This is a genomic window from Pseudomonas sp. NPDC089569 (genome assembly GCF_050280625.1).
Taxonomy (GTDB): domain Bacteria; phylum Pseudomonadota; class Gammaproteobacteria; order Pseudomonadales; family Pseudomonadaceae; genus Aquipseudomonas.
This window is the reverse complement of record NZ_JBNNVQ010000247.1, coordinates 1-1823: the sequence shown is the minus strand read 5'-3', so window position 1 is coordinate 1823 and position 1823 is coordinate 1. Positions and strand designations below refer to the sequence as shown.

Below are 1823 nucleotides of genomic sequence, written 5' to 3'. Positions count from 1 at the left end.
CAGCGCGCTGCAGAAAGAGCGCTTCCTGCCGGGCATTGCCGCCGGCGAAATCCTCTTCGCCATCGGCTACTCGGAACCGGGAGCCGGCAGCGATCCTTGGCGCGAGCACGGAGCTCGTTGACGATGTCTTCGTCAAAGCCGTCGATGTTGAGCATTTCTTCCAACGGTACGTAGGCAATCTCTTCCAGGCTGGTGAAACCTTCATCAACCAGCACCTGCGCCAGCTCTTCGTCGACTTCCAGCTCGTCGATGAAATTGCGCAGGATGTCGCCGGTTTCTGCTTGCTGCTTGGCCTGGATGTCCGATTCGGTCATGACGTTCAGGGTCCAGCCAGTCAATTGGCTGGCCAGACGCACGTTCTGGCCACCACGACCGATGGCCTGAGCCAGGTTGTCTGCGCCAACGGCGATATCCATTGCATGGGCATCTTCGTCAACGATGATTGCCGCAACTTCAGCCGGGGACATGGCGTTGATCACGAACTGGGCCGGGTTATCGTCCCACAGCACAATGTCAACACGCTCACCACCCAACTCGCCAGACACGGCCTGAACACGCGAACCGCGCATACCGATGCACGCGCCTTGCGGGTCGATGCGCTTGTCCTTGGAGCGCACGGCGATCTTGGCACGGGACCCCGGATCACGGGATGCAGCCATGACTTCGATCAGACCTTCAGCGATTTCCGGCACTTCAATACGGAACAACTCGATCAGCATTTCCGGCGCGGTGCGCGACAGGATCAACTGCGGGCCACGGTTCTCGGTGCGGATTTCCTTGAGCAGCGCACGCAGACGCACGCCAACACGGAAGGTTTCGCGAGAAATGATGTCTTCGCGAGCCAGCAACGCTTCGGCGTTGTTGCCCAGATCGACGATCACGTTGTCGCGAGTCACTTTCTTCACGGTGCCGGAGATGATTTCCCCCAAGCGCTCGCGATAGGCATCGACGACCTGCGCACGCTCGGCCTCGCGAACTTTCTGCACAATGACTTGCTTGGCAGTCTGCGCAGCGATACGACCGAATTCGATGGACTCGATCTTCTCCTCGACAACGTCACCAACCTTGGCGCCTGGATGCGTTTCGGCAACCTTGCTTGGCCAGGTTTCAATGGCCGGGTCATCCAGGTCAGCTTCCTCGACAACCGTCCAGCGACGGAATGTCTCGTAAGAACCGGTGTGGCGATTGATTTCCACACGCAGATCAACTTCGTCCTCGAAACGTTTTTTGGTAGCAGTGGCCAGAGCCAGCTCCAGCGCTTCAAAAATTACGCCCGCCGGTACACCTTTTTCATTGGATACCGACTCAACAACCAGCAGTACTTCTTTGCTCATCGTACGCCTCGCCTTTCGCAAGCCATTGGATCCGCGGGATCCGCGTCTCAGTCAAAACTGGGAATAATGTTGGCCTTGTCGATCATATCGATCGGCAACAGGAACTCGTGGTCATCTACCTGCACCACGACATCCTGTTCTTCTACACCGCGCAGAAGGCCCTGAAAGTTGCGTCGTCCTTCAAAAGGCGAGCGCAGTTTGATCTTCACTTGTTCACCGGCAAATTTGGCAAACTGCTCAAGAGTGAACAGCGGGCGTTCCATGCCAGGCGAGGAAACTTCAAGGGTGTACTCAACGGAGATTGGATCTTCAACATCCAGGACACCGCTGATCTGACGGCTGACGATGGCACAATCGTCCACCAGAACGCCGCCTTCCTTATCGATATAAACGCGCAACAGTGAGTGGCGACCTGGTACAGGCGCGTCTCACGGAACTTGCGCTCCACGTCGTATTCGTTGGCAAAACCAAATCCTCCGTGGGTTTGCA

The 1823-nt window shown here is 57.0% G+C and carries 1 protein-coding gene and 2 pseudogenes; all 3 read right to left on the bottom strand.

Features of this window, described 5'->3' with window-relative positions; genetic code table 11:
- The coding region (nusA, locus tag ACQKP2_RS32745; RefSeq protein ID WP_427582367.1) for a transcription termination factor NusA at nucleotides 1–1334 on the bottom strand (1334 nt) is incomplete at its 3' end.
- Between the two features lie 47 nt (nucleotides 1335–1381).
- Nucleotides 1382–1747: pseudogene (gene rimP, locus ACQKP2_RS32740) on the bottom strand (ribosome maturation factor RimP); the annotation flags it as partial.
- Nucleotides 1741–1823 (bottom strand): annotated as a pseudogene (locus ACQKP2_RS32735) (hypothetical protein); the annotation flags it as partial. The pseudogenes rimP and ACQKP2_RS32735, both read right to left, overlap by 7 nt.